General features: G+C 72.5%; 32 protein-coding genes. All 32 read left to right on the top strand.

What is annotated here, in order from left to right; translation table 11 throughout:
• The first annotated feature begins 85 nt into the window (after positions 1 to 85).
• The 32 genes from GA0115242_RS03570 (at position 86) to GA0115242_RS03420 (ending at position 24,848) form a co-directional block, all read left to right on the top strand.
• Positions 86 to 2,113: a DUF2637 domain-containing protein gene (locus GA0115242_RS03570; protein WP_161352988.1), complete on the top strand. Its 2,028-nt coding sequence runs from the start codon at positions 86 to 88 to the stop codon at positions 2,111 to 2,113.
• Between the two features lie 31 nt (positions 2,114 to 2,144).
• Complete coding sequence (locus tag GA0115242_RS40550; protein ID WP_161352985.1) at positions 2,145 to 2,312, top strand: hypothetical protein; 168 nt, start codon at positions 2,145 to 2,147, stop codon at positions 2,310 to 2,312.
• Positions 2,309 to 3,397 carry a hypothetical protein gene (locus GA0115242_RS03565; protein ID WP_141721484.1) on the top strand — a complete coding sequence of 363 codons (1,089 nt, stop codon included), beginning with the start codon at positions 2,309 to 2,311 and terminating at the stop codon, positions 3,395 to 3,397. Before GA0115242_RS40550 ends, GA0115242_RS03565 begins: the two co-directional genes overlap by 4 nt.
• Before the next feature lie 13 nt (positions 3,398 to 3,410).
• Positions 3,411 to 3,866, top strand: a complete 456-nt coding sequence (locus GA0115242_RS03560; RefSeq protein ID WP_093824389.1) for a hypothetical protein — start codon at positions 3,411 to 3,413, stop codon at positions 3,864 to 3,866.
• Entirely contained in the window at positions 3,863 to 5,014 is a 1,152-nt protein-coding gene (locus tag GA0115242_RS03555; RefSeq protein ID WP_093824386.1) for a hypothetical protein, read from the top strand. The genes GA0115242_RS03560 and GA0115242_RS03555 overlap by 4 nt, the downstream gene beginning before the upstream one ends.
• A 93-nt stretch (positions 5,015 to 5,107) precedes the next feature.
• Positions 5,108 to 5,338, top strand: coding sequence for a hypothetical protein (locus tag GA0115242_RS03550; RefSeq protein ID WP_093824385.1), 231 nt, complete (start codon positions 5,108 to 5,110; stop codon positions 5,336 to 5,338).
• A gap of 13 nt (positions 5,339 to 5,351) precedes the next feature.
• Complete coding sequence (locus tag GA0115242_RS03545) at positions 5,352 to 5,735, top strand: hypothetical protein (RefSeq protein ID WP_093824382.1); 384 nt, start codon at positions 5,352 to 5,354, stop codon at positions 5,733 to 5,735.
• Positions 5,735 to 5,935: a hypothetical protein gene (locus GA0115242_RS03540; RefSeq protein ID WP_093824380.1), complete on the top strand. Its 201-nt coding sequence runs from the start codon at positions 5,735 to 5,737 to the stop codon at positions 5,933 to 5,935. The genes GA0115242_RS03545 and GA0115242_RS03540 overlap by 1 nt, the downstream gene beginning before the upstream one ends.
• Positions 5,936 to 6,142: 207 nt before the next feature.
• Positions 6,143 to 6,871, top strand: coding sequence for a zinc finger domain-containing protein (locus tag GA0115242_RS03535; RefSeq protein ID WP_093824378.1), 729 nt, complete (start codon positions 6,143 to 6,145; stop codon positions 6,869 to 6,871).
• Positions 6,872 to 7,057: 186 nt separating this feature from the next.
• Positions 7,058 to 7,789: a DNA-methyltransferase gene (locus GA0115242_RS03530; protein ID WP_093824376.1), complete on the top strand. Its 732-nt coding sequence runs from the start codon at positions 7,058 to 7,060 to the stop codon at positions 7,787 to 7,789.
• Positions 7,790 to 7,999: 210 nt separating this feature from the next.
• Entirely contained in the window at positions 8,000 to 8,335 is a 336-nt protein-coding gene (locus tag GA0115242_RS03525) for a DUF732 domain-containing protein (protein WP_093824374.1), read from the top strand.
• A gap of 18 nt (positions 8,336 to 8,353) precedes the next feature.
• Positions 8,354 to 8,818: a hypothetical protein gene (locus tag GA0115242_RS03520; RefSeq protein ID WP_093824372.1), complete on the top strand. Its 465-nt coding sequence runs from the start codon at positions 8,354 to 8,356 to the stop codon at positions 8,816 to 8,818.
• Entirely contained in the window at positions 8,806 to 9,282 is a 477-nt protein-coding gene (locus GA0115242_RS03515; RefSeq protein WP_093824370.1) for a hypothetical protein, read from the top strand. Before GA0115242_RS03520 ends, GA0115242_RS03515 begins: the two co-directional genes overlap by 13 nt.
• Positions 9,279 to 9,890, top strand: a complete 612-nt coding sequence (locus GA0115242_RS03510; protein ID WP_093824368.1) for a hypothetical protein — start codon at positions 9,279 to 9,281, stop codon at positions 9,888 to 9,890. Before GA0115242_RS03515 ends, GA0115242_RS03510 begins: the two co-directional genes overlap by 4 nt.
• Complete coding sequence (locus GA0115242_RS03505) at positions 9,887 to 10,093, top strand: hypothetical protein (RefSeq protein WP_093824365.1); 207 nt, start codon at positions 9,887 to 9,889, stop codon at positions 10,091 to 10,093. Before GA0115242_RS03510 ends, GA0115242_RS03505 begins: the two co-directional genes overlap by 4 nt.
• Before the next feature lie 183 nt (positions 10,094 to 10,276).
• A complete protein-coding gene (locus tag GA0115242_RS03500) occupies positions 10,277 to 11,080 on the top strand; it encodes a hypothetical protein (protein WP_141721482.1) in 804 nt (267 codons plus the stop codon).
• A gap of 17 nt (positions 11,081 to 11,097) precedes the next feature.
• The gene (locus GA0115242_RS03495) at positions 11,098 to 11,442 is read left to right on the top strand and encodes a hypothetical protein (protein ID WP_093824361.1); all 345 of its coding nucleotides are present in this window, start codon (positions 11,098 to 11,100) and stop codon (positions 11,440 to 11,442) included.
• 328 nt (positions 11,443 to 11,770) lie between these two features.
• The gene (locus tag GA0115242_RS03490; protein ID WP_141721480.1) at positions 11,771 to 12,181 is read left to right on the top strand and encodes a hypothetical protein; all 411 of its coding nucleotides are present in this window, start codon (positions 11,771 to 11,773) and stop codon (positions 12,179 to 12,181) included.
• A gap of 161 nt (positions 12,182 to 12,342) precedes the next feature.
• Positions 12,343 to 12,702, top strand: coding sequence for a hypothetical protein (locus GA0115242_RS03485; RefSeq protein ID WP_141721478.1), 360 nt, complete (start codon positions 12,343 to 12,345; stop codon positions 12,700 to 12,702).
• Positions 12,703 to 12,711: 9 nt separating this feature from the next.
• Entirely contained in the window at positions 12,712 to 13,050 is a 339-nt protein-coding gene (locus tag GA0115242_RS03480) for a hypothetical protein (protein ID WP_093824355.1), read from the top strand.
• A gap of 1 nt (position 13,051) precedes the next feature.
• Positions 13,052 to 13,366 carry a hypothetical protein gene (locus GA0115242_RS03475; protein ID WP_093824353.1) on the top strand — a complete coding sequence of 105 codons (315 nt, stop codon included), beginning with the start codon at positions 13,052 to 13,054 and terminating at the stop codon, positions 13,364 to 13,366.
• A complete protein-coding gene (locus GA0115242_RS03470) occupies positions 13,366 to 13,677 on the top strand; it encodes a hypothetical protein (RefSeq protein WP_141721476.1) in 312 nt (103 codons plus the stop codon). Before GA0115242_RS03475 ends, GA0115242_RS03470 begins: the two co-directional genes overlap by 1 nt.
• The gene (locus GA0115242_RS03465) at positions 13,674 to 13,886 is read left to right on the top strand and encodes a hypothetical protein (RefSeq protein WP_093824349.1); all 213 of its coding nucleotides are present in this window, start codon (positions 13,674 to 13,676) and stop codon (positions 13,884 to 13,886) included. The genes GA0115242_RS03470 and GA0115242_RS03465 overlap by 4 nt, the downstream gene beginning before the upstream one ends.
• A 2-nt stretch (positions 13,887 to 13,888) precedes the next feature.
• Positions 13,889 to 14,527, top strand: coding sequence for a hypothetical protein (locus GA0115242_RS03460; RefSeq protein ID WP_093824347.1), 639 nt, complete (start codon positions 13,889 to 13,891; stop codon positions 14,525 to 14,527).
• A gap of 34 nt (positions 14,528 to 14,561) precedes the next feature.
• Complete coding sequence (locus GA0115242_RS03455; RefSeq protein WP_093824345.1) at positions 14,562 to 17,144, top strand: hypothetical protein; 2,583 nt, start codon at positions 14,562 to 14,564, stop codon at positions 17,142 to 17,144.
• A 15-nt stretch (positions 17,145 to 17,159) separates the two neighbouring features.
• Complete coding sequence (locus tag GA0115242_RS03450; RefSeq protein ID WP_093824343.1) at positions 17,160 to 17,480, top strand: hypothetical protein; 321 nt, start codon at positions 17,160 to 17,162, stop codon at positions 17,478 to 17,480.
• A 26-nt stretch (positions 17,481 to 17,506) separates the two neighbouring features.
• Positions 17,507 to 17,989 carry a hypothetical protein gene (locus GA0115242_RS03445; protein ID WP_093824341.1) on the top strand — a complete coding sequence of 161 codons (483 nt, stop codon included), beginning with the start codon at positions 17,507 to 17,509 and terminating at the stop codon, positions 17,987 to 17,989.
• Entirely contained in the window at positions 17,989 to 18,582 is a 594-nt protein-coding gene (locus GA0115242_RS40545) for a hypothetical protein (RefSeq protein WP_176729732.1), read from the top strand. The genes GA0115242_RS03445 and GA0115242_RS40545 overlap by 1 nt, the downstream gene beginning before the upstream one ends.
• 15 nt (positions 18,583 to 18,597) lie before the next feature.
• Positions 18,598 to 20,073: a hypothetical protein gene (locus GA0115242_RS03435; RefSeq protein ID WP_093824339.1), complete on the top strand. Its 1,476-nt coding sequence runs from the start codon at positions 18,598 to 18,600 to the stop codon at positions 20,071 to 20,073.
• A 15-nt stretch (positions 20,074 to 20,088) separates the two neighbouring features.
• A complete protein-coding gene (locus tag GA0115242_RS03430; protein ID WP_093824337.1) occupies positions 20,089 to 20,322 on the top strand; it encodes a hypothetical protein in 234 nt (77 codons plus the stop codon).
• A gap of 33 nt (positions 20,323 to 20,355) precedes the next feature.
• On the top strand, positions 20,356 to 23,058 hold the full coding sequence (locus tag GA0115242_RS03425) for a phage minor head protein (protein WP_256089362.1): 2,703 nt from the start codon (positions 20,356 to 20,358) through the stop codon (positions 23,056 to 23,058).
• Between the two features lie 41 nt (positions 23,059 to 23,099).
• Positions 23,100 to 24,848, top strand: a complete 1,749-nt coding sequence (locus GA0115242_RS03420; protein ID WP_202554885.1) for a hypothetical protein — start codon at positions 23,100 to 23,102, stop codon at positions 24,846 to 24,848.
• Positions 24,849 to 24,887 lie beyond the last annotated feature (39 nt).

Here is a 24,887-nt window from a genome sequence, read left to right as displayed (position 1 = left end):
CCGCCCCACCGGCCGACGCCCCGTTCCGAGGGCGTCGGTCTGCCCGCCCGAAGCCGCTCGGTTCGCTCCTGGAAGGCCCCCGCTGATGCCCCTCCTGCCGCGCTTCGTGACCCGGCGCCGCCGCCCCGCCCCGGGCACACCCGCCGCCGTTCCGAGCGCACCGCCCACCATTCCGACCGCGCGCCCGGGCGTTCCGAGCGCACCGCCCACCATTCCGAGCGCGCGCCCGGGCGTTCCGAGCGCAGACGTCCAGCGCCGTCCGTGGCTGCCCTTCGCGCAGCGCCGCACCCGCAGTGCGAAGACGCGTACCCGGGCCGTTCCGAGCGCACCGGTTGCCGTTCCGGGCGCGCGCCCGGGCGTTCCGAGCGCGCAGGAATCTGTTCCGAGGGCAGCCCACCACGGCCTCAACCTCCTCGCACTCCTCGGCGGCCTCGGGCTCGCCGGGATCGGCTTCTACGGCTCCTACCGGGCCCTCGTCCGCATGGCCGAAAAACGAGGCTTCGGCGACTTCGCCGCTGTCTTCCCGATCGGCGTCGACGTCGGCATCGTCGTCCTCTACGCCCTCGACCTCGTCCTCACCCGCCGCCGGATCCGCTGGCCCCTCGTACGCCTCACCGCCCACGCCTTCACCGCCGCGACGATCATCTTCAACGCGGCGTCCGGCGGACGGTCGCTGACCGCGGACCCGGTCGGTGTCGGCATGCACGCGGTGATCCCGGTGATGTTCGTCATCGCCGTCGAGGCCGCGCGGAAGGTCATCGTGCAGGTGACCCGCCTCGAGGCCATCGAGGCCGGTGAGGAGGCGCGGGAAAGCATCCCGCGCGAGCGCTGGCTCCTGAACCCGCTCGGCGCCTACCTGCTGTTCCGGGACATGGTCCTGCTGCGCATCAGCTCCTACCAGGAAGCGGTAGACAGGCGCTGTGACCAGCTCATCTACCGAGCGGAGCTGGACCGCCTCTACCCCAAGGGGGAGCGGTACCCGCGCGGCTGGAAGTCCGCGCCGAAGGAGGCGCTGCTGCCGATCACGATGGCGCGCTACGGGCTCACGGTCGCCGAGGCGCTCGCGATCCCGGAGCAGGCCCGCCAGGCCGAGGCAGACCAGACGGCGCAGCAGCAGGAGACCGCTGAGCAGGAGGCAGTCGATGCCCAGATCCGCGCGGCCGACGCCCGGATCCGTCTCCTGGCCAAGCAGGCCGAGGTCGCCGAAGCGGAGGAGCGGGCCGAGGCTCGGAAGTCGGTCGCTTCGGTCGCTTCCCGCGCCGCGTACGCCAAGGCGTCCGCGGTCGCGGAGGCGGAGGAGCGGGTCGCGATCCAGGAAGCGGAGGCCACCGAGTCGGCGCTCGCCGCCGCCGCCGCGCGGCAGGCCGCCGAGGACCGTGCCGCGGCGGCCGCCGCGACAGCCGAGGCCGACCGGCTCGAGGCCGAAGCGGCGGCAGCCCGCCGCGCCGCCGCCGACAGCGACGCGGAGACCCTCGCCGCCCTGGCCGAAACCGCGCGCCGCGAGCAGGAGATCGCGCAGAACGAGAAGGCCGCCGCCGAAGCCCACAAGGCCGCTGTCGAAACGCGCCGACGCGCGCTCGAAACGGAGCAGGACGTCACCGCCGCGCAGCAGGCCGCGGTGGAGGCCGCCGAGGAGCGGAGCCGCCGTCTGACGGCCGCCGCCGACGCGGAACGGTGCGCGGCCGAAGCGCGTGCCGCTGCTGCCGAAACGGACCGGCGCGCGGTCGGAACGGAGGCGCGGACCGCTGAAGAACGGCTGCGCGCCGCCAAGATCAACGAGGATGCCGCAGTGTCTGAGCGGCGCGCCGCTGAAGCCCGGCGCGCTGCCGAGACGGAGCGTCTCGACGCGGTCGAAGCGCGGCGCCGCGCCGCCGAAACGGAACTCCGCGCCGTCGAAGCGGAAGACGCCGCCCGGCTCACCCCGCGGGAGCGGGACACCCGCCGCGTCGCCCGGATGATCCTCACCGCCGGCGGTCTCCCGGACGCGGTCGAACTCGCCGAGATCGCCGAGGCCCTCTCCGTGTCCGTGTCCACCGCGAGCGACCGCCGCCGCGAAGCCGCTGACCTCATCGCGCGCGGCTACACCCTGCCCAAGATCGCCGCGCTGGTCTGACCCGCGCCCGATTCCCGAAGAGGACCCCGCTGTGCACACCCTCCACCTCGCCCTGACCGGCCTGTACATGCTCTGCCTGGCCGGAGCGCTCACGCTGACCGTGCTGGCGCCCGGCCGGGACGGGGCAAAGGCCACGATCACCCTCGCTGCCGCGGCCCTCGCATTCGCCTTCCTCGACACCTGGGTGCGGTCGTCATGACCCACACGTCAGGCACCGAGGAGACCAGCGGCGGGGAGAGCACACCGACCGGGCCCGAATCTCCGGTGCAGCTCACCCCGCGCTCGGCGGGTACGTCCGCCGCCCCGGACGACACCTTCATCGCGCCACCCCCGCCGCCGCCCTCGCGCCCGTTCCCGTCCGACTGGGACAACTTCGACTTCGACGAGAACGACGGGCACCACCAGGAGGACCGTGAGGACGCCCCTCCTTCCTCGCAACCGGCACGCCACGAGCCGACGGGCACCGAGGAACTGCGGCCTCCGGCCGGACCGCCCCCTGCGGCCAAGGCTCCGAGCGCGCAGGCCGCCACCGACACGCCCCGCCTCCGGATACGCGACATGCTGCCCTTTCCGAAGCCCGCGTCGAACCCGCCCGAACCAGAGTGCACGCACGAGCGCACGGTGCCCGTCCATGCCCAGCCGTACGGCGAACTCGTCGCTCACCTCTGCGTGATCTGCGACGAGCAGCTCGAACCGGAACCCCCGGACGCCGCTGGCACCCCAGCCCAGGAGCCGGATGTGCGCCCCGGCGCCGTCGCCCCCACGGGGAAGGCCCCGGCCTCCAGCAAGAGCAGCACATCCACCAACTACATGCGCCCGATCCTGTTCACCGGGACCGCCGCCGCGGTCGGCTACAGCATCGGCGCGGTCGACGTCCTCGGGGAGTGCCTGTACACGGCCGATCACGGGGCCGTGGGCATCGCTGGCGCGATCCTCGCGCTGGGCTGCGGGTACGGCGCCTGGCGGCTCTCGGGTACGCACGTCGTGGCGAGCATCCTGCCCGGCGGTCTCGTAGGCCGTGCCGTCGTCACAGCGATGGGCGCCAGCTACGCGCCCGGCATCGCCCACGAACTCGTCGGCGTCCTGGGCCAGTACGGGCACTACGCGGGCCTGGATCCCTCCGGCGTCGCGCTCCTGGTGGCCTCCACCGGCATGTGCGGCGGCCTCTACTGGGCCATCGACCGCCGTTTCAGGTACCAGCCTTGGTTCCTGCGGTGGCTCGCACGGATCCCGCTCGCCTCCGCGCTCCTCGCGGTTGTTCTCTACGCTCCCGGACCTCGCTGAAAGGCCCCTGCACATGTTCACCCTCGCTGCCCCCGGCGCCTTGGCCAAGGGCAACTGGCTCGGCACGATCACGCTGTCCGGGATCGCCTTGATCATGTTCCTCGCCCTGTGCCTGGGCGTGAGCGGCTCCAACCGGATCCCCATCAACACGAAGGAGAGGATCACCGGCTGGGCGCTGGTCACCGGGTCGGTGTGCCTTGCCGCGGGCGGGAACTGGCGCGACGTCATCACTGGCCTCGGCAGCATCCCCGCGTCGACCGTCCAGCAGTCGGGATTCAACGATCCCGGCGCCGGCGGCATGGCGATCGCCCTGACGCTCCTGGCGGTCGGGCCCGGCTGGAAGCGGAAGTGGATCCCCGCTGTGCTGGCCCTCGCCGCCAGCATGTACTTCGTCGAGGCCGGTGGCATCGGCGCGATCATCCTCAATGCGGCGCGGACCACCCTCGGCAACCTCGGCAGCCCGTCATGACCGAGCCCGAGGCCGAGCCGTACCAGCGGCTCCTGGACGTGTACTTCGACATCGGCACCGGCAGCCGCATCCTGGTCCGGCTCGCCCGCAACGCCGCGCGCGAAGGCATCCAGGCGGCCCGCGGTGTCCCGACGGCCACGCCGGTGAAGAAGGACAGGTCTTCGGAGGAGACGAAGGAACAAGAAGCCCCGGCGCCCGAGGCCAGCAAGGCGCCGGAGAAGCCCGGACAGGGGCCGCCGGACTCGGAGGAGCCGAAGGCCGAGAAGCCGGGGAGTGAGAAGTCGAAGTCCGCGAAGGGGAAGCCGAAGGCGCCGAAGCGCGGGTTCGTCTTGTTCGCCGTTTCGGCGGACCGGGCGGCTCTGGTCGCCGGAGTCGGCTGGGTCGGCTGGTGCTTCCTGCACCGACCCGTCCAGGCCGGCCTTCACGCGCTGGTCCCTGAACTCGTCGCCGTCGCCCCGGGTATGCCCGTCGCCTGGTGCGCCGCCGCGGTGGCCGCAGCCCGCCTCGAGAAGCGCTCCAAGGCCCGAGAAGACGACGGGGGCGAGGAGACTCTGGACGGTGAGCCGGATGCCGCTGAAGAAGTGGACGAGCCGGACGGGCCACCGGACGAAGCAGCGGTGCGCGGCGGCGCCCACTGGCTGCTGCGCACGGTGTGTGAACGCGTAGCCGCGGCGGTCGCCGCCGGTCGCAAGGGCATCCACCTCCGAGACCTGCTGGATGAACCGGGTGTCCCCGACACGTGGGACGTGAGCGTGCTCCGCGCCCACTGTGGCCGGGTGGGGATCCCGGTGAAGCAGATGCAGATCCGGGGGTCCGGGACCGGGCCCACCCACGGCGTCCACGTGGACGAGCTGGTTACTGCTCTGGGGGTGCCCGTCGCGCATGCTCTGCACCGTCTCCGCACCCCAGCTGACGCACCGGCCGCAGACCTCCCCGCGGGCCCCTCGGGAGAGGGGACGGACGCCTCCCCGCAGGCCCCCGCTGGGGGCGAGAGCGGGGCCCCCGCCGGGGGCGAGGAGGAGGCCGCTGTGGAGGTGCTCGCGGGGCGGCTCCAGCAGGACGACGGGGGGCGCCCCTCGACCCCCGTCAGCACCACCAGTCACACCCCGCTCCCGGCCGCTCTCGCCCCCACCCCTGGAAGGAGGTAGAAGCCCAGGTCAGACGCCATCTACCGCCCTCATCTACCGGTCGTCTACCGTCCTCGTCTACCACCTGCACCCGACCTTGAGAGCAGGCACACGATGCCCCACAAGTACGTCTGCCCCGGCTGCCGCACCGAGTCGAGCCCCTACGAGCTCGAGGCAGGCGCGCAGCAGCACGGGCAGCGGCATCGCGACGAGTTTCACGGTGGCGACCACCCGATCGGCGAGACCATCCAGCCCGTCTCGTACCAGCTCGACCTGGTCCAGGCGCGGATCCTCGCAGCGATCGTCGCAGTCGTTGTCCTCGCCCTGATCATCAAGGCGCTCTGAACACCGAGGAACCATGGACCACCAGCACACCAGCGACCGCACCGACTGGGTCGACCACGGCGGCACCGTCCGCTCGATGGACGAACTCCACCACCTCGTCGCCCGCATGGGCACCGACGTTCACCACATGCGCACCGGTCTCGCCCGCGCAGCCTGGGGCGCCCTCCGCGGGCGCGCCTGGAGCGCCGACCCCGTAGACGGTCAGGCCCGGCCCAGCGCCGAGGACGTCCTCGGCAGCCTCCGGATGCGCATCACGCCCGCCGGGATGACCGCCAAGGAGGCTGCGATGAGGCAGTCCCTGGCCACCCTGCTGGCGGCCCTCGACGCCGTCGACGAGGCGACCCTGACGGTGTGGCTCGCCCGCATCAGCGCCAGCGACCCCTACCGAACCGCCTGATGGCCCGGGAGCCGCGGCCCCGCCGGGAACGCGCGTTCCTGCCGGGCATCGCCGACATCCGGATCACGGCTGACGAAGCCACCACCCGCGCCGTCCTCGCCGTCCTCGAGGCGTCGTTCCACACGACCGACCCACGCCCCTACGACGGCGGGCGGACCTATCTCCAGCTCGACGCCGGCAACACGGCACCGGACGACTGAACACCGCAATCGAACACCCGAACTGCTTCACCTAGGGGAAACCTGATGATCACTACCTCGTACGGTCCGCTGCCGGATGACGGCCGCGCCGAACTCTCCGTCACGTCCGCCGACATCGATGCCGCTCGGCGCACCTGGGAGGCGGCAGCTACTGCGCTCGGTGTAGTGGGGCGTCCGGTCGAGCGGCGCGCCCGCGGAAAGGAGGGGATGCGGATTCACGCCATCGTCGACGCACCGGACCGTCCTCTGCCTGGCCAGCAGGACACCTCCGACGCCTCAACGGACCATCTGTCAGCGGGGGACCGGATCACGCTCGACGAACTGGCCGTGCACTGTTCCGCTGCGGCGGTCTGGTTGGACCAGCTCGCGCGCGCCGCCGAAACCCCGGACACACCGGTCGAACTCGCCGACGACATCGACTGCCTGCGCCGCGAGGCAACCACCCTGCGGGACCGCGCTGGGCGCCTGCAGCGCATCGCCCGCATCATCGACGGCGACGTCCCCCTCGCCACCGGCTTCGCGGCCGGCGACCGATGGGGTGCCGCCGCGATGAACACCGACCGCGAGACGTACGGGGGCCCGGCGATCATCCCCACCGCGAACCAGCTCCTCCTCCTGGCCCGCGACGCCTCGTACGCGGAGAACACGGTCACCTACCCCGAGGGGATGGCCGGCGTGCGCAAGTCCCTGCTGTTGTCATGGGAATCGAAGACGGCGCAGGAACGGCGCCGACGGGAGCGGGACGCAGCCGTCCAGGAGGAGGAGCTGCGGATCGAGTGCGAGAGCTGCGATGCCGGGGCGCAGCAGCGGTGCCGGACGAAGACCGGTCGCCTGGCGGAGCTGACGCACAAGGTGCGGCGCCGCACCGCGGAGGCCAACGTCGACGCGCGGATCGGCTGGGTCGGAGACAACCCGGTCGCCGTCGCGGGTACCTGAACGTAGGGCAGGGGAGCGGGCGCCTGGCCACCTGGCTGGGCGCCCGCTCCCGCGTGCGGTGAGAAGTGCTCACCAGGGCACCTTGAACCGCATCATGACCGGGAACTGCTCGAGGGCGCCCCGTCCGGGGCCGTGCACCGACTCGCTCGCCACCGGCGTACGCGACCGCACGAGAGGCAGTACCGCATGCCCTCCTGGCAGCTCCACCGAGGCGATGCCCTCACCGTCCTGCCCGCGCTCACAGACCCGGTGGACGCGGTGATCTGCGATCCGCCCTACAACTCCGGCGGCCGGACCATGCATGAGCGCACGAGCCGCACAGCCCGCGAGAAGTACCTCACTGAGGGCGGCCGCAACCACGGGTTCGACCTCGGTGACTTCACTGGCGAGAACCGTGACCAGCGCTCTTACACTGCGTGGCTGTCCCTCATCCTCGCCCATGCCTACCGCCTCACACGGCCCGGCGGCGCTGCGCTCGTCTTCACGGACTGGCGCCAGCTCCCAGCCACCACCGACGCCCTCCAGGCCGCCGGTTACACCTGGCGCGGCGTCGCCGTCTGGCACAAGCCGATCGCCCGCCCCCAGCCCGGACGCCTGCGCCAGGAGTGCGAGTTCATCGTCTGGGGCAGCAACGGCGCGATGGTGCCGGGCAACCAGCCGGTCTACCTGCCTGGCCACTTCACCGGCAGCCAGCCGCGGGGAAACGCCCGCGTGCACATCACCCAGAAGCCCCTCGACGTCATGCAGCAGTTGGTCCGCATCGTCCCGGAGCCGGGACTGGTGCTGGACCCGTTCGCTGGCAGCGGCACGACCGGCACCGCCGCACTTCTCGAGGGCCGCAGCTTCATCGGGATCGAGCAGTCCGCGACCTACTGGCGGGTTGCCCGCGACCGGTTCATCGAACTCGTCGCCGCATAGAGCCCGCGGGGTGGCCAGGGGCCGGTGACACGGACGGGTGAAGCAGGGGCGGAAACGTTCCTGCCGTGCCCGGTGTCCTGTCAGGCTGAACATCCCCCCGCAGAGGGGCGCCCGGCGGCCTCCCCGTCGCCGGGCGCCCGCGGCGGACGCGCGGTCACAACTTGGCCATACCGGCCGCAAGCCCCCTCACGTGGCTGCACCATCGCCTGCATGCGACACACACTCCCCGCAGCCGTAGCCGCAACCGGCCTCGCCGTCCTGGTCCTCGTCGGCTGTTCCAGCAGCCCGTCCGAGAGCGACAAGCGCTACGCCGACGCCGTGGCCGCGGCGGACCCCGACGACTTCGGCGGGATCCCCACCGACAAGCTCGCCGGCACGCTCGGCTCCGAGGGGCGCGACCTCTGCGACCAGTTGAAAGCGGGCTCGGCCGCCAGCGCCCTCTCCTACGCCAGGAAGGGATTCTCCGACCGGGAGTCAGCGGCGCTGCTCTCGGCCGCCGTCGCCGTCTACTGCCCGGATCAAAAGGGCAAACTGTCCCACGCGTGACGGGTCATACTGGCCCGCATGCTCACCCCTGCCGTTCATCACCAGGAGGACTTCCTCGGCCGGCTCTCCACCACCCTTGAGGGGCGAGGCTGGGATCCCGAGTACGTCACGAACAGCGAAGCGAAGATCACCTTTCCCGACCCGGAGACCAGTCACCCGATGCGGTTCTCCGAGTTCTGGCTGTCTTGGCGCCTCGACCGCGGCTACACCGCGTACGGAGTCGGCGACGACATCGGCTCGCCGTGGCGGGCCCGGCTGCTCGTCGACCCCGACGCCTCGCCAGAGACCGTAGCGGCAGCCGCCGACCAGGAGATGCACCTGCTGTGGCACTGCGACCAACAGCGGTCCCTGCGCGACCTCTCCGAGAGGAACCGACTGCTGTCCGCCATGGAGGTGCGGATGATGGAGCTCGGCCGACGCCTCATCGTCACGCCGCGCGCCATCCGAGCCGCACTCGTACCGAGCGGAAGGTGGACGCCATGATCAATGGCCTGCCGAACCCGCCCGTTCTCCAACGGCACGCCTCCCGCGAGCCGGAATTTGCCGGCCTCGACTTCTCAGCCTTCGCCGGACTGCGCGAGCGGATGGCCAGAGAGCACACCGAAGTTGAAGCCGCGGCGCGGCAGGCCAGAGCCGGCCTCGACCGGTACCAGAACCTCGCCAAGGGCCTGGGGGTCGAAGACGGCGTGGCCCGCACGGTCCTCCGGCGCGTACAGGCCGGACACGAGCCGTGGGAGGACCAGGGGACGCCGTCCTCCGCCGTGATCGAGGAAGCCGCCAACTTGCTGCGGGCCCTTGGCTCCATGACCGCGTTCGCCGAGCCTCAGTGCGCCGTTGAGGGACTTCGCCTGCGCAACCTGTCCGTGCGCGTCACCGAGACGATCGCCGGCCTGAGCGTCCAGTCGTCACGGCGCTGCGTCTGCCCTGCTTTCCGGGAGCGACCGTGACCGCCCTGGCTCCCGAGCAGAGCGCGCTGGCCGACGCCATGTCAGGGGTGTCTGAGACCGCCTACTGCGCGGGCTGGATGGACGGAACCGAGTACGAGGTGTGGCGGCTCCTCCACGGCTCGCCACGCTCCTGGGGCCAGGCCAGCCCCGAGCTGCTGGCTCCGGCCCTCGAGGCGGTACGCGCCGCGTACCGCGCGGCCGGCTGCTGGATCCTCTGGGACGAGGCCGCCGATGGTGAAAGCCCTGTCGGCATCGAGCGCTGGCGCGGGCTGTACACGCGGTGGGCGTTCAGCGCGGTCTCCTTGCCGGCCGCTCACGAGGACCGGTCCGTCGACTGGACGGCGTGGCAGGAGCACCTGGTCGACTCCAGCGGGCGCGGGGGCGGAGGACCGGTCTGTCCGTCCTGCGGGAACGACGAACCCCGCTGGGTCTGCGACGGGACAGTCGCGGACGGTCGCCGCGCCTACGCCCACTTCTGGCCGCAGTGCTCGGAGCTCCGGGTGTACTGGTACACGCCTCCGCCAGAGGGCGAATGGAGGGCGCATCTGGACCTGATTGCCCACCAGCCGTGCACCCCGCAGCCCCGGCCCGGGGGAGCCGCCGGATGAGGGGCTTGCCCGGACCCGTGGAGGCGCTGCTGCGCCGCGCGGCTCGGCGCTGCGAGGTTCACGACCGGCCGTCGTACCCCGCGATCAGCGCGCTCGAGGAGGAGTTGCAGGTCGAGCCGTCGGCTTGCCCGCCGGACTTCGTGCACGCATGGACGAATCCGGCGCTGATCGAGTGCGGGCACCGCTGGTGCCGGTCCCGGTAGGCGGTATTGCTTGCGATTCGGGTGGTTTGTGGTGCAGGATCATGGTGCGTGCCTGGGTAGCTGTGCATGTGCATGTGCATGGAGTTGAGTCCACGGTGAACTGCCCGCCTCCAGACGGAGGCGGGCAGTTCGCTTTCCCGAGCCCGCACAGTTCTTCCCCGCCCATGCCCGAAGGGGGACCTCATGGCCGCCTCGATCCCGTGCCCCGGAGTCTGCAACACCGCCCTGCGGCGTGCCGAACGCAGCGGAGCAGGGCAGGACATGCCCGTCGTCTGGGGTGAACCCGTCCACTGCGAAGGCTGCGTCGACCGCGCGCGGCGGCACCTCGCCGAACTGCCCGAACTCCTTGCGGCCGTCAGCCTTGAGCCGGTGTATGGGCAGCGCGGTGTGCCGACCGCGTCGACGACGTCAGCGCCGACGGACACCACCCCGTGGCCCGGGCAGGCCGCCCGCCTTCTCATCGACCACATCGTGGGCGGCCTGGGCGAGATGGCCGCCGACGTCGCCTTCCACCGGCGCCTCCGTGAGCGGCCGGTCCGGCCGACCGGGCAGCGGGAGGGGATCTGGGCCAGCGGCACGGTCAAGCTGCTGTCCGCGCACATCGTCTGGCTCCTCCAGGAACACCCGTGCGCGACCGAGACGCACGAGCCGGGGCGCCTGGGCCGCGTCCTGGTGCCGTCCGGGAACCCGGCGGCGCAGATCGCCGCCTGGCACCGGGCGGCCACCCGCTTCACCCGCCGCGACACCGCCCCCGAGGCGAAACGATTCGCCCCCTGCAAGCGGTGCGGGGGGCCGTGGCTCGCCGAGTCCCGAGACCTCCGGCTCGTCGACGACTCCCCGTACATCGAGTGCCAGGACCCCCAGTGCGGCCTCCTCCTCACCCACGCCGAGTACGCCCACTACGTGAAAGAACTCGCGGCCACCGAACTCGCGGCACGGCGCACGCCGGTTCACCCGGACGGCGCGCCCGGAGAAACCGCTGCTTGACGCCCTGCGCATCACGCGTGATGCTGATCCCGGATCACCATGTCCGCATCCAGGGCCTCGCCAGCGCGGGGCCTTTCACGTTTCCCACACCGGACGGAGGCCCGGCGATGGACCTGTCAGACCTGCAATCCCGACTCTGGACGGCCCAGGAGGCGGCCGAGGCCGCCGGCGTCGAGCCGAACACCGTCCGGAACTGGAAATATCGCGGCCACCTGCCGCAGGCCCGGACCGAGAGTGGCCGGCCGATGACCACCCCCGCCGGACAGCCCCTCTTCCGCGCAACAGACGTGATCCGCGCCGAGCGAACCACCCGGGCTCGCGCCCGCCGCACCTACGGCATGCCGGCCACGACCACCGTCTGAAGCACCGCCCCTCGAGCTCTTCCCGCACCTGCCGCCTGCGAGCCGCGGGTACGGGGAGACGGACCGCCGCACGCACGGCGCCGAGGGTCGCCGCGCGTGCGGTGGTCCACCCCCCAATCTCCGCTGCCCGGACCGGCATCTGGGCGGATCGCTGGGCACGCCGCCGGGACTGCGGCGCGCCCCCGGGCAGCGGACCCTTCTCCTCACCGCGCGGGCACTCCCAGACCCACGGCGTGAGGAACCCCCTCCCGCGCGCCCTCCGGTGAAGCAGGCCCGGGCGGGCGCGCGGGCAACACCACGCCCACCACGCCACCGAGGGGGTGCTGCCGTGCAGGAGCACACCGTGAAGCAGCTCGCCACCGGGCCACGCGCCGGGACATGGGTGTACGCAGGCCGGTACATCGAGTGCTGCGCGGACGCAGCGAGGCGCGTCATGGCCCAGCCCCGCGGCCGTCGCGCGCGCAGCGAGGCGTGGCGGGACATCGGGCATCCCACACCTGTCGGCGCGTACGCCCACATGCGGGAAGTACTCCTCGACCGCGTGGACTTGGAGCGGCAGGTGCTGGGCTGGTCGGGCTGCGAAGCCCCCACGCCGTCCGGCGTCTGCGCGGAGCCGACCGACAAGGTCGCCGCGCTCCCCGGGCTGCTCTTCTACCGGCCCCTGTGCGGCGCCCACCGCAGCCGGCAGACGGTGGAGGCGATGTGGGACGGGCCCGGCGACTGGACGGGCTCCTGGTGACCCCCGCAGCCTCCGCCCGCGGGCGCGGTTCTGCCCAGAGGTCAACACCCCCTTCGGCGCTGCGAGCGCCCTCGAGGCCGCGTGGCCGAGGGCCAGTCCCGTTGCCTCACCGGCCGCTGTCCACCACCACGGAACTGATCGGGGGCGCGGACGTGCGACCGGTGACCCAGACGATCCTCCACGACGACCCCGCCGGGCGCCCCGGCAACTGCCTCCAGGCCGTCGTCGCCAGCCTCCTTGAGCTGCCGCTGCACACCGTCCCGCACTTCGCCGCCGGCGGCGAGGACTGGCTCGAGCGGCTCGTCGGCTTCTGCCACGGCCACGGCTACGCCCTCTACACCGTCCCCGACGGCGCCCCCTGCCCGTACGGGATGGCGTGGGGGCTGTCACCGCGGGGCGTCCGGCACGCCGTGTGCTGGGAGGCCGACCACATGTCCCACGACCCCCACCCCTCCCGCGCCGGACTTCTCACGGTCACTGAACTGATCGCTGTCGAACCGGCACCGCCCACCCGCCCCTAGGAGGGCCCGATGTCCCACCCCGCCGACCAGCCCTGCCCCGCACCCGCGCCGGGGCCCAGCACGTTCTGGCCGCCCCGCGTCCCGCAACTCGGGGGCCAGGTTCTCTACCGCCTCAGCCACGCCGACGTCCGCGCCATCGCCCGACAGCGCGCCGCCACACCGACCCGCGCCCCGCACGTCCGCACCGGCCAACTGCTTCCGGCCATCGTGGTCCGCGCAGGCAGCGCGGCCGGCGCAGTCAACCTCAAGGTGCTCCTGGACGGCCCCGACGTGTACTGGGCCGAGCACGTCATCAACGGTGACACCGACGGCACCTGGGCGTGGCCAACGCCAGCTCCGGAGGCCTGAGATGACTGCATTGCTCGCCAAGATCCCGGTCGACTGCCCGATCTGCGGAACCCCCGTCGACCTCCCGCTGTCGGCGGGCCACGTAGAGACGAACGCAGGGCGCCCGTACGTGCCGCTCACCGTGGATGCCGACCCGCTGAAAGCCCACGTCCGCACCGCGCACCTCGAGGCGGTCGCCGTTCCCGGGCACCCCCAGGACGCGGGTCAGAACGTGGTCGTGCACGTCCAACGACCACCAGAATCCGCTGAGTTCGCGCTCGGTCTGGCCCGGGGCGCGGCGGAAGCCTTCTGCTCCCCACGGCCTGGGAGGTGCTGATGCCGGAGCAGCCGAAGTTCGGGCGTGCTGAGCGGCGCCGTCGGCAGCGGGAGGTTGTCAAGCGGCTCCTGGACGGGCCGGTGAAGGAGCCGGTCTGCGGGCAGCGCAAGGCCGCAGCCCGGCAGAAGGAACGGGCCACGCGAGCGCAGCAGGAGGGGACCGTGCCGAAGAACAACGCGAAGGTGAAGCGGCTTGCCCGGGAGCGGCAGGCGGCCACCGGCCGCCCGTACACCGAGTGCCTCGCCGAGATCCGCGCCGAGCACGCCGCCGCCCGCGCCGCGGGTGACCAGCCGGAGAGCGGCCACGGGTGAGCGAGAACGCGAAGGCACACAAGTCCGCCTCGCAGGACTTCGTGATCACCCGCGCCGACGGCACCACGGTCGACATCGGCACCGGCGTGTACTGGCATCGCAACCCGCTGCGCCGCGCCTGGTGGCGGGTGTGGGGCCAGCGCCGCTTCAACCGCCGCGCCAGAGCGGCCAACCGCGCGGCCCAGTCCGCCAGCACCCAGGAGGAGTAGGCATGCCCACGACCGTCGTGTTCACCGCCAAGGGCCGGGAGATCGTGGCCGGCCGCCTGATCGGTACCTCGCCCACCCAGGCCGAGCCGAAGAACCTCGGCTGGGGGATCGGCACCCCGACCGCCGCGGCCTCGGACGTCGCCCCCTTCGCCGAGGCCGCCGAATCCCGGGTAGCGGGCACGAGTTCGCTGGTGACGACGACCTCGACGAACGACACCTACCAGGTCGTGGGCACCCTGACCTCCGCATCCGGTCAGACCATCACCGAAACGTTCCTGTCCGACTCCGCGTCGAAGCCCGCCGCGACGACCCTGTCCGCCGCGATCGCCTCGACCAGCTCGACCTCCCTGACGGTGGCGTCCGCCTCGGGTTTCCCCGGCTCGGGTAACTACAACATCCAGGTCGACGGGGAGGTCATGACCGTAACCGCCGGCCAGGGCACCACCACGTGGACGGTCACCCGCGGCGTCAACGGCTCCACCGCCGCCACCCACTCCAGCGGCGCGGTCGTCACCGGCGGAAACACCCCCGGCTCCACGGCCATCGCGAACGGCTCGCTCCTGCTCCACGCGTCGTTCACCGGGCTCGCACTCAACTCCGGCGACAGCCTCACCGCGACGACGAAGCTGTCGTTCTCCTGACCCTGAGCAGTCCGGCCGGCTGAAAGGGCGCCCGGTGTCGATTACCGCTGTCGGGTCCCTCCAGACGGCCCGGGGCACGGGCGTCACCACCCTGACGGTCTCCGGCCCGACCGTCGGCAACGCGTGGCTCCTGGCCGTGCGCGTCGCCGACCGCACCGTCACCGTGGCGAGCGTGACCGGCGGCGGGCCAACGACCTGGACCCGGATCGCTTCCGTGTCCGAGGCCACGGTCAACGGCACGATTGAGTGGTGGCTAGGCACCATCACCGGGACCGCCTCGACCACCGTCAGCATCACGTTCAGCTCGAGCGTGATGCTGACCGCGACCGAGCTCTGCGCCGAGCAGTTCACCTCGAGCCTCGCCTCCACCGTGTGGGCGGCCGACGGCACCGGCGGGAACACCGTCGCCACCAGCAACACCGCGATCACCTTCCCCGCTCTCACCCCGACCGCCGGTGCACGCCTCTACGTCGGGTACGCGTACGTCAGCAACACCAGCGCGGCCGGATCCACCCCGGGCTTCACGTACACCGTCACGGGCGCGGGCAACGCGGTCATCTGGAACCCCGCTGTCACCAGCACATCCACGCCCGCCTGCACGCAGAGCCCGGCGGGCAACTCGGCGACCCTCGGGGTCCTCGTCAGCGCCATTGGAGCCGTGACCCTCACCACGCCCTCCGCAGGAATGAGCAAGGTGGTCCGCGGGGCAGGTGTTCGCCAGTCCGGCAGCGGGACGGGGGCGCCCGTTCTCCAGCGCCGGGCCGGCCTGCTCCGCACGGCCGGTGCCGCAGCCACAGGCACCGCGCGGCGCGCCGGCGCCGTGGTGCTGGCGGCGACCGCGGTGTCCGCCCGGGCGCTGGCCGTCCGTCTCGTGCAGACGCTCGTCCTCACCGCCGCCGTGACCGCCGGAACCGAGCTCGGCAGAAGCCTCGTCCGCGCCCTCGCACAGCCGGTCGCGGCGGGAACGGTGCTGCGCCGGGGGATCGGCCGGGTGCTCGCGCAGCCGGTCGCGGCCACTCCCGGGCTGCGGCGCGGCCTCACGACAACCGCAGCATCCGCCCGGAGCGCGGTCGGGGGCCTGACCCGGGCGACTGGGGTGCGTCTGTCTGCGGCAGCGTCCGGTGCGGGTACCAGCGGCCGGTCCCTGCCGCGCAGCTACAGCTCGAGCGCGGGCAGTGCCGCCTCCCTGCGGCGGGGCGTCTCCCGCACCTGGACCAGCGCGGCCACCGCCGGCTGCTCGGTGCTGCTCACCCGGGCGCTGTTCGCCGCGTACACGGCGAGCGTGGCGGGCGCGGCAGCCCTGCGCCGTACGGTCGGCCGGGTCTGCTCGGCGGCGATCATCGGGCTCGCGGCGTCGCAGGTCGGTCGCGCCGTCATCGCCACCTACACGGCTCCCGCGGCAGGGCTGGGAGTTCTCGCCCGAGCGGGCGCCCGGGCGCTGCCGCTCTCCGCCGCGGCGTCGGCCTCCACCGTCGTGTCGGCGGCGCGAGCGCGCGCCTTCGCCGCCGTCGCCACCGTGGGCAGCTCGGCCACCCGCCTGCTCACCGTCGTCCTCGCAGCGCCCAGCAGCACGTCAGCAGCTCTGTCCCGTTGGGCCGGCGTTGCCCTGCGGGTGTCCGGCACCGGAACGGCAGCAGCCGTGCCCGGCCGGGCGTCGCTCCTCGTCCTCTCCACGGCCGCCTTCGCCTCCGGCGCAGTGCGCCGGGCCCTGGGCGGCACCAAGGCCACCGGCACGACCGGAACGGCCGCCGTCATCCGTACGGCGCGCCCGACCTTCGCGTCTGCAGGCACCGGCGCCGGAGCGTCCGGCCGCCTCGTCGCGCTCGCGCTGCGGACTGCGGCCTCCGGGACACCGGTCCTGTCGGCGGGCGCCGCGCTCTTCCTGCTCCTGGCGACCTCCGGCGTGGCCGCCCGCGCCCTGGCCCTCGGCCGCGGCACGCTCCTCACCCTGACGACCGGTGCCACCAGCACCGCGAGCACCGCGCGCACGCTTGCCCGGCCCCTCACCGCCACCGGCAGCGCGACCGCCTTCGTGACGCGCCGCGCCGGGATCGTGGCCCCAACTGCCGTTCACGCAGGCGCTGCTGTGCGTCGTGGTGTCGCCACCGTGCGCTCGGCCGCAGCCTCCGGGCTCGGTGCGCTTTCCCGCTCGGTCGCGCGCGCCGCCGCTGCAGCCGCCGCGGCGGCCGCGAGCATCCGGACGGTGAGCTCGGCACTGACGATCACCCTTCAGGCGGCCTCCGTCGCGAGTGCTGTTCTGCTGCGCCGTGCCGCGGCAGTCCAACTGGCCTCCGCCGCAACCACGGCCGGGCTGGCCCGCGCCGCAGCGCTGACAGCGCGCGCCGACGCGCTCTGCGCCGCGGTGCTGCAGCGCCGCGCGGCACGCACAGCCAGTTCCTCGGCTGCCGCCCGCACGGAGACCAGCCTGTCGCGGGGCGCGGCGCTGCTCCTGGAGGCCGGTGCGATCGCGGCCGTGTACGGGGCGTGGCAGACCGTTCGGGCGCTGAGGGACCTGGCCGTCACGGTGACAGGGCCGCTGCGCCGGTGGGCGGCGCAGGAGGGCGTTACCCGATGGCGGATCAGGTTCACCGGCAGCCGCTGGCGCGTCGATGAGTAGACGAAGGGGTGCCGGGTGCAGACCATCGACCGCGACAGCCGGGAGTACATCGGCGCAGAGGTGACCGTCACCTCCCAGGGGCAGCCCTACAACCCCACTGTCGATGTAGTGGAGTTCGCGTTCACGGCCGTCGGCGGGCGCCCCACGACCTGGTACACGGGCGGCTGGGACGGCACCAATCCCATCCCCGGCACCAACACCTACCGGGCGCAGGTCCTCGTAGGCCCCGGCAGCCCGGGGCCCGTCCTTAGCCGAGGCCGGTACGCAGTTTTCATCCGCATCACCGACACCCCCGAGCAGCCCGTGATTCCTCTCGGGCAGCTCACCGTCACCTAACCGACACCGAACCCAGAGGAGGCGACGTGGACACCCTCAGCCCGCCGCAGCCCGATCCCGTACCGCAGACCGCCGAAGGAGCACCCGGGCCCGCCACCGCTTCCCCGGCCCCGGATTCGCTGCAGGAACCGGGGACTTCTGGCCACGGCTGCGGCACCTGCCGCCGTCGAGCGGTCGTCTCCTGGCAGCGCCGCCCCACCGACAGCGAGCTGGCCGACGTCCGCGGCCTCGAAGAGAAGCGCCGCGCGGAGGCCGTCAAGCTCTCGCAGCCTGCCCCCGACTTCGGACCGCTGCCGACCGCCGACGACGTCCTCGTTGCCGTATACGCCTGTGCCCAGCACGCCATCAGCCTCGAGGCCGCCGCGCGCATCCACCAGAGCGGCTGCACCGCACCGAACGAAGCGGACCTGCCGGACTGCGACTGCACCCCGAAGCAACTGCCCACGTCCCCCCTGGAAGTGGCGCCGCTGGTGGAGCTGCCGGACCACTGGATGCCGGCAGGCCAGTGATGGCCAACCTCACCGGCAACCTCCGCGCCCCGACGGAGAAGAGGCGCTGCACCGCCCACAAGAAGGGCAAGAACGGCGAGAAAGGCGAGCGCTGCCAGGCCTGGGCGCTCAAAGGGCAGACGGTCTGCCGGGTCCACGGCGGCGCCGCCCGCCAGAACCGCGCGGCCGGGGAGCGCCGTGTTGCCGAGGAGCGTCTGGAGGCGGATACCCGCCGCGCGCTGGCCCGCCTGGACGTCCCGGCCGTGGAGAACCCGCTCACCGCGCTCTCCCAGCTCGCCGGGCAGGTCATCGCGTGGAAGGACGCCCTCGCCGACCGCGTCAACGAGCTCCAGCAGATCCGGTACACCGACGACAAGCGTGCTGAACAGCTCCGCTCGGAGGTCGCCCTGTACGAGCGGGCGCTGGACCGGTGCGTGAACGTGCTGGGCACGATCGGGCGGCTGCGGATCGACGAGCGGCTGGCGGCGATCAGCGAGCAGCAGGCGACCGTCGTGATCGGCGCGATCGAGGCCGCGCTCGCGCACGCCGGCGTCACCGGCCCGGAGGCGTCGGCGGCCAAGGCGGTTGCCGCCCGTCACCTGCGGGCGGTCTAGGGCAGGGGGCCCGCGATGGATGCTCTCGCTCTCGCCGCGGACTGGCTGGATGAGGGAATCGAGCGGGAGCAGCAGGCCCAGTCCTACGTCACGCAGCCGGGCCTGTGGGCGAAGGACAAGCTGGGCGAGCACCTGTGGTCGAAACAGCTCGAGATCGCCGAGTCCGTGAGAACGAACCGGTTCACCGCCGTGCACTCCTGCCACGGCAGCGGCAAGAGCTTCAGTGCTTCCCGGTTGACGTGCTGGTGGCTCGACACGCACCCGCCCGGCGAGGCCCGGGTCGTCACCACGGCGCCGACGGGCGACCAGGTCAAGGCGATCCTCTGGTCCGAGATCAACTCCGCCTGGGTGAAGGCCGAAGCGCGCGGCACGGAGTTCATCGGCCGGGTCAACGAGACCGACTGGAAGCTCAACAAGCAACTGATCGCGTTCGGCCGGAAGCCGTCCGACTACAACCCGCACGCCTTCCAGGGCATCCACGCCAAGTACGTCCTGGTGATCCTGGACGAGGCGTGCGGCATCAACAAGCAGTTCTGGACCGCCGCTATGTCGATCGCGACGGGCGAGCACTGCCGGATCCTCGCGATCGGGAACCCGGACGACCCCGGCTCCCACTTCGCGCGGGTGTGCCAGCCGGGCTCCCGCTGGCACACCATCCACATCAGCACGTTCGACACCCCGAACTTCACCGGGGAGCCGGTGCCGGACGAGCTGCGGCCGAGCCTGGTCAGCCAGGAGTACGTCGACGACATGCGCGACGAGTTCGGCGAGTCCTCCCCGACCTACATCAGCAAGGTCTTGGGCGAGTTCCCGAACGAGGCCGAGGACGGCGTCGTGCGCCTCTCGGCCCTGCGCGCCTGCCACGCCGAGCGCGAGGAGAAGCGCCCGGCCGACCAGCAGCTCCCGCACGAACTCGGCATCGACATGGGTGCCGGCGGTGACGAGACCGTGGTCCGCGAGCGGCGCGGCATGGTGGTCGGGCGCCGGTGGGGGTTTAGGGAGAAGGATCCGGTCAAGGCGACCGCGCGGATCCTGGCGATCATCCAGGAGGTCAAGCCGACCGCCGTGAAGATCGACTCCATCGGGATCGGGTGGGGCATCGCCGGCAACCTCCAGGAGAAGGCACTCAAGGGCGAGCACCAGGCCGTCATCGTCCCCGTCAACGTCTCGGTGAAGTCGGAGGAGCCGGACCGGTTCCCGAGGCTGCGGTCGGAGATCTGGTGGCGCGTCGCCCGGCAGCTCTCCGAGGACCGGTCCTGGGACCTCTCCGAGCTCGAGGAGAGCGACCGCGAGCAGCTCGTCACGCAGCTCACCGCCCCGAAGTACACGCTCGACAGCGCCGGCCGCACGGTCGTCGAGCCCAAGGAGGACACGAAGAAGAGGCTCGGCCGGTCTCCGGACGACGCCGACGCCCTGAACTTGGCCTTCTACACGCCGCCCGGCGGCATCGACCAGCAGATGGCGTGGCTGCGCGAGTACGCCACCGCCTGACCCGGAGGAACCCCGATGCGCGTCCGTCCCGCCTGGCGGCCCCCGCCGCCCGGCCTCGCACCCCGCTGCCCCTGCCACCGGGCCCACGCCCTCATCCGGGTCCTGCTCTGCCGCGCCCACCCCGGCCACCTGCTGTGCACACGCCGGTGGCTCGCCCAGGGACCCGCCGCCCACGCGGCGGCCGACCTCGAGCGCATCACGCACGAAGCCTTGTGCCCGACCGGCCTCTACACCGCGGCCGGCCTGTAACCCCCGTCCCGACAACCGCAGAAGGGGGTGCTCGTGGGTAAGAAGCAGCGCGGACGCTCCCGGCAGCCGGCACACCTCAACAAGGCCGCCAGCAGCTCGGCGGTGACGTTCTCCACCGAGCAGGTCGCCGCGCTCATGGCCGCCAACCGGCTCGGCGGCCAGACCACCGGCGTCTTCCCGCCGCTCCCGCGCACCGACCCGCCGGTCGCGTTCGGGCCCGGGGTGCCGCTGTACCCGGCCGCGATTGACCCGCCGCGCCCGGACAGCGGCCGTCCTGAGCCCCGCCTCAACGAGTACCCCGTCAGCTCCAACCTGCCGGGCATGTCGGACCGGCTGGTGCCGTGGAAGGTGCTGCGAGACGCTGCGGACGCCGGCGGGCTGCCGCGCCGCTGCATCGAGATCCGCAAGAACGAAGTCGCGAGCCTGGGCTGGACGGTGCGCCTCACCGAGCAGGCCATCGAACGCGCCCAGGAAGGCTCGGAGCAGCCGGACCACGAAGTCGCCAAGGCCCTGCGCCAGCAGCACTCCGCCGAGATCACCCGGGTCATGGACTTCCTCGAGCGCCCCGACCGGGGCCAGGGCGAGACCACCACCGACTGGCTCACCAAGCTCCTCGAGGAGCACTTCGTCCTCGACGCCATCGCGATCTACCCGCGGCGCACCTTCGGCGGCGACCTCTACGCCTTCGAGGTGCTGGACGGCTCCACGATCAAGCCGCTGCGCGACCACCGCGGCGGACGTCCCCAGCCCCCGAACCCCGCCTACCAGCAGCTCCTGTGGGGCTTTCCCCGCGGCGAGTTCATCGCCGACACCGACGCCGACGGGGCCGTCCTCAACGGCTACCGCTCCGACCACCTCGTCTACCGGCGCCGCAACGTCCGCGCCCACACCCCGTACGGGTACAGCGCGGTCGAGCAGTGCCTCGAGGATCTGGACGTGTGGCTGCGCCGCCGCTCCTGGATCAAGGCCGAGTACACCGACGGCACCGTCCCGTCCGCGCTCGTCACCAACTCAGGCGCCTCGGGGTGGAGTCCGGCGCAGCTCAAGGAATACGAGACGTTCCTCAACGACGCGTACGGGCCGACCGGGGCGCGCCACCGGTTGCGGATCCTCCCGCCCGGCATGGAGCTGGGGCAGCAGTCGGATGCCGCCGAGCGGTACCGGCCGGAGTACGACCTGTTCCTGATCAAGCTGATGGTGGCCCACTTCGACACCACCATCGCCGAGCTCGGCTTCACGGAGCAGGGCGGCCTCGGCAGCACGGGCTGGCACGAAGGGCAGGCGTCCGTACAGCGCCGCAAGGGCACCCTGCCGACCGTCCGCTGGCTCCAGGACACCGTCACCGACATCCTGCGCCTCCACCTCCGGATGCACCGCGACCTCGAGTTTGCGTTCCTCGGCCTGGAGGAGGAGGACGAGGCCGCCGCCGACGCCGTCGACGACGCCCGCTACAAGTCCGGCCGCCTCACCCTGAACGAGGCCCGCGACCGTGCGGGGAAGCCCCGGTACGACTTCCCGGAGGCCGACAAGCCGGTCCTCGTCACCACCCGCGGAGTCGTTTTCCTCGAGGGCGCGGCCGACCAGGCGGCACCGGGCGCAGTCATCGGGCCGGCCAAGGGCACCGACGAAGCCCCGGAGGCCGACGAGCCGGACGAAGACGACGCCGACATCGACGAGGAGGGCGCTGCCGACCCGGAGCGGGCGCAGGCCGTCAAGGTCGAGCTCGCGGCGTTCCGCCGGTGGGCCCGCCGCAACCCCGCGCCGAGCCGGCCGTTCCGCTTCACCGTGGTCACGAAGGCGGACGCCCCCGACGTGAACGGCGAGATCGTCCTCTTCGCCGAGCCCGAGCCCGAGCCCGTGGACGGTGGTGGTGCCGTCCCAAAAGCACCGTCTTCCCCGGATACTGACCGTGTCCGGGACTGGCCTGGCTGGTCGGCGGACCGGCGCGCCGCTGCCTACTGGAAGCCGCGCATCATCAAGGCCATGGGCGGCGCCCTCGACGCCCGGGCGCTCGCCGAGCGGTGGATCGCCCAGCGCGGCATCACCGCCAAGGCCGATGAGCCCGACCTCGGCGGAGTACAGCCCGCAGGCGGCGGCGCGGGCATGCCGGGAACGCCCTGGCACGACGCGGTCGGCTGGCTGGCCGCACAGAACATCAGCCTGATCCGGGCCCTGCTGATCGTCCGGGAGATCCAGACCGACGGCTACGTCATCGGCGAGCGCTCCGCCCTCGCCGTCCTCGCCGGACACAGCACCGTCGACTGGTCGAAGTGGAGTCCCGGCGACCCGGACGCCGCCCGCCTCCTGCGCCCCGGCGGGCCCCTCAACGGGCTGCAGGCGCTCCTGGACGAGTCCGGCATCGTCATCCGGGGCGTCGCCGCGAACCGCATGAACCGGCTCGCCAAGGTGCTCTCCGACGCCCTCGCCCGCGGCGACTCCGCGGACACGACGGCCCTGGCCATCCAGCACCTGCTGCGTGACCCGGCCTGGGCCGAGCGCGTCGCCGTCACCGAGATCGCGCGCGCCGTGTCCGCTGCGAGCCTCAACACCTACCGGGCCAACGGGGTCCGGCAGAAGTCGTGGTTCACCGCGGTCGACGAGCGGGTCTGCCCGGTGTGCATGAACAACGAGGCGGCGGGCGCGATCCCGCTCAGCCAGCAGTTCCCCAGCGGGCACGGCATCCCGCCGGGGCATCCCTCCTGCCGCTGCGTCCTCATGCCGGAGGGCCTCGGCTGACCAACCTCCGCGGTCCGCTGCGGTACTGAAAGGAGCAGCAGGTGGACGACATTGCGTACGCGTGGACGCCGATCACCAAGGCCGAGGAGCAGGACGACGGCACGTACATGGTCTACGGGCCCGCCGCGTCCTCCCACCTGGACCGGGACCGGCAGCGCCTCAACTCGGCGTGGCTGGACACCGCCATGCCCGCGTGGTTCGCCGAGGGCGCGAACGTGCGCGAACAGCACGACGCGAAGCGGGCCGTCGGGGTGGGAGTGGGCCTCGTGAAAGGGGACGGTGACAGCGGGCACATGCTCGCCTCGCACATCGTCGACCCCGTTGCCTGTCTGAAGGTCAAGCACAAGGTCCTCAAGGGCTACTCGGTCGGGATCAAGGGGCCGAAGGTCCGCCTGGGCAAGGCGGACGCCCCGGGCGGCGAGGTCGTGGGCGGGGACATCGTCGAGGTCTCGATCGTCGACCGGCCCTGCAACCCGACCACGCTCTTCGAGATCGCGAAGGCGGACGGCGCCGGCGAGCTGGAGGCCGTGGAGGGGACGGTCGTCGAGAAGTCGGACGCCGCCTCGTTCGGGATCGCCGACGAGCTGTACGCGCAGCTCCCCGCCCCGGTGCAGGCCGCGCTCAACAGCCTCGCCGCCGCCGGTGCTTCGGTGACCACCGAGACCGTCAAGGCCGACGAGGCCGGTGTGGCGATCGCTGCGCCGTCCTTCCTCCTCAAGGTCGCGGGCCAGCCGGTGACCGAGGAGATGGTGCAGGGCTTGGTCGACGCCCGGGTCGAGCGGCGGCTGTCCGAGCTGGGGAAGGCCGACCTCTCCGCGGCCGCCCGTCGCCGGGCGGCGCAGACGGGTGCGGCGATGGATGACGGCTCGTACCCGATCCGCAGCAAGGCTGAGCTGCGCAAGGCGATCAAGGCGGTCGGCCGGAGCGGCTCGGACCACGACGCCATCCGTAAGCACATCATCAAGCGGGCGCGAGCCCTCGGATTGGAGGGCATGGTGCCCGAGAACTGGAACGGCAACGGCTCGCTCAAGGAGAGCGAGAAGGCCGACACCTCGGAGACCGGTGCTGCCGGTGAGCAGCCGGCGGTCGTGGAGCAGGCGGAGAGCATCCTCCGGGACCTTCGCGCGCTGGTGCCGGCGCTCACCAAGGCCGACGGCGATGACGGTGAGGAGGAGGGCGAGGCGGAGATCAACGGGGCGGACGCCGCCGTCGCCTGCATCGCCAAGCTGATCATCGCCGAGGCCGAGTGCCTCGCCGGTGGCGACCTCCGCAAGGCCATCAGCATCGGCCTCCTCCTCGATGCCGTCCGCTCCCTGAAGTGGTTCAAGCGGGAGCAGGACGCTGCCGACCAGATGGCCCTGGCCGACACCGCCAAGGCCGACGCGCCCGACACCGGGAAGAAGGAAGAGGCCCCCGAGGCCGGCGCCTCCCCGGAGAAGACCGCGTCTGCGACGGCAGAGGCACCCCTCACGAAGGCCGACGTGGCCGAGCTCGTGACGTCCGCGCTCGCAGAGGCCGGCACCGCCCAGGAGGAGCGCATCCAGGCGCTCACGGGCGAGCTGACGAAGGCGACGCAGACGATCGAGGCGCTCCAGGCGCAGCCGGTCCCCGGCGGTCCGGCCCTGACCCGGACCGCGGCCGAGACGTCCGCGGCCCGCAAGTCGGACTCCGACCAGATGCGCGCCGACGCCGCCGCGCTCCTCGCCAAGGCAGACGCGTGCCAGGACCGCGATCTGCGCGAGGGCTACCTCGAGCGCCGCCGCGAGCTGCTCGTCAAGGCCGACGCCTGACCCCTGCGGCACCCCCCTCACGTTCAACCGGCCCCCAGC

The sequence above is a fragment of the Streptomyces sp. SolWspMP-5a-2 genome (assembly GCF_900091845.1).
Taxonomy (GTDB): Bacteria; Actinomycetota; Actinomycetes; order Streptomycetales; family Streptomycetaceae; genus Streptomyces; species Streptomyces doudnae.
Note: the sequence above shows the minus strand (reverse complement) of the source record. Positions and strands in the feature narration are given on the sequence as shown.

Coding starts and splice junctions, on each gene's coding strand:
- GA0115242_RS03540 (WP_093824380.1), top strand. CDS start 5,735: ATGGCCCGGGAGCCGCGGCCCCGCCGGGAACGCGCGTTCCTGCCGGGC.
- GA0115242_RS03565 (WP_141721484.1), top strand. CDS start 2,309: ATGACCCACACGTCAGGCACCGAGGAGACCAGCGGCGGGGAGAGCACA.
- GA0115242_RS03435 (WP_093824339.1), top strand. CDS start 18,598: ATGGATGCTCTCGCTCTCGCCGCGGACTGGCTGGATGAGGGAATCGAG.
- GA0115242_RS03520 (WP_093824372.1), top strand. CDS start 8,354: ATGCTCACCCCTGCCGTTCATCACCAGGAGGACTTCCTCGGCCGGCTC.
- GA0115242_RS03560 (WP_093824389.1), top strand. CDS start 3,411: ATGTTCACCCTCGCTGCCCCCGGCGCCTTGGCCAAGGGCAACTGGCTC.
- GA0115242_RS03555 (WP_093824386.1), top strand. CDS start 3,863: ATGACCGAGCCCGAGGCCGAGCCGTACCAGCGGCTCCTGGACGTGTAC.
- GA0115242_RS03535 (WP_093824378.1), top strand. CDS start 6,143: ATGCGGATTCACGCCATCGTCGACGCACCGGACCGTCCTCTGCCTGGC.
- GA0115242_RS40545 (WP_176729732.1), top strand. CDS start 17,989: ATGGCCAACCTCACCGGCAACCTCCGCGCCCCGACGGAGAAGAGGCGC.
- GA0115242_RS03570 (WP_161352988.1), top strand. CDS start 86: ATGCCCCTCCTGCCGCGCTTCGTGACCCGGCGCCGCCGCCCCGCCCCG.
- GA0115242_RS03530 (WP_093824376.1), top strand. CDS start 7,058: ATGCCCTCCTGGCAGCTCCACCGAGGCGATGCCCTCACCGTCCTGCCC.
- GA0115242_RS03505 (WP_093824365.1), top strand. CDS start 9,887: ATGAGGGGCTTGCCCGGACCCGTGGAGGCGCTGCTGCGCCGCGCGGCT.
- GA0115242_RS03545 (WP_093824382.1), top strand. CDS start 5,352: ATGGACCACCAGCACACCAGCGACCGCACCGACTGGGTCGACCACGGC.
- GA0115242_RS03550 (WP_093824385.1), top strand. CDS start 5,108: ATGCCCCACAAGTACGTCTGCCCCGGCTGCCGCACCGAGTCGAGCCCC.
- GA0115242_RS03430 (WP_093824337.1), top strand. CDS start 20,089: ATGCGCGTCCGTCCCGCCTGGCGGCCCCCGCCGCCCGGCCTCGCACCC.
- GA0115242_RS03525 (WP_093824374.1), top strand. CDS start 8,000: ATGCGACACACACTCCCCGCAGCCGTAGCCGCAACCGGCCTCGCCGTC.
- GA0115242_RS03480 (WP_093824355.1), top strand. CDS start 12,712: ATGTCCCACCCCGCCGACCAGCCCTGCCCCGCACCCGCGCCGGGGCCC.
- GA0115242_RS03475 (WP_093824353.1), top strand. CDS start 13,052: ATGACTGCATTGCTCGCCAAGATCCCGGTCGACTGCCCGATCTGCGGA.
- GA0115242_RS03460 (WP_093824347.1), top strand. CDS start 13,889: ATGCCCACGACCGTCGTGTTCACCGCCAAGGGCCGGGAGATCGTGGCC.
- GA0115242_RS03470 (WP_141721476.1), top strand. CDS start 13,366: ATGCCGGAGCAGCCGAAGTTCGGGCGTGCTGAGCGGCGCCGTCGGCAG.
- GA0115242_RS03500 (WP_141721482.1), top strand. CDS start 10,277: ATGGCCGCCTCGATCCCGTGCCCCGGAGTCTGCAACACCGCCCTGCGG.